This is a genomic window from Tardiphaga robiniae (assembly GCF_001618955.1).
GTDB classification, from domain to species: domain Bacteria; phylum Pseudomonadota; class Alphaproteobacteria; order Rhizobiales; family Xanthobacteraceae; genus Tardiphaga; species Tardiphaga robiniae_A.
In genome coordinates, this window is record NZ_LVYV01000029.1 from 1 (window position 1) to 615 (window position 615).

General features: G+C 65.4%; 1 pseudogene. It reads right to left on the minus strand.

The features are described from left to right. Window positions 1-615, minus strand: a pseudogene (locus A4A58_RS20130) (hybrid sensor histidine kinase/response regulator); the annotation flags it as partial.

Here is a 615-nt window from a genome sequence, read left to right on the forward strand (position 1 = left end):
TAGCGGCTCTTCGCGCGGTTGGCCGACTCCGCCCTTTCTTTCGCGTCCTGCAGCGCCGCGTCGGTCTTCTTGTGGGCGGCGATCTCCTTCAGGAGAGCCGTGTTCTGCCGGGAGGATTCCTCTTCCGCAACGACCCGGCTGTCATGGGCAAGCACGTAGAACCAGGACACGACGCCGGCAAGGATGGCAAAGACGAAGAAGACGATGGCGATGGTCCGCTCGACGACCTCGGCGGTCTCGGGAGAGGCGGCCGTCGTCTGGTGGGCGATCATCGCCAGGATGACGCCGATGCCGGTGATCGAGATCACCGCCGAAATCGCGTAACGGCCGAGCCTTGTCGCGAGCTTTGCGACGACCGTTTCGGGCAGCACCGCCTTGGCCACGGTCGCGACCGGCGTGTTCAGCCGCGCCTTCGGCTTGCACATGTCGTGGCAGCGGCTGTCGAGCGAACAGCAGAGCGAGCAGATCGGCGCCGCATAGGCCGGGCACCAGGCCATGTCCTCGGGCTCGAACGGATGCTCGCAGATCGAGCAGGTGATCTCGCTTTCGGCGAGCCAGCTCTTGCGCGGCTTGCGGGCGAGATAGAATTTCCCTTCCGTCCACCAGGCGATCAGC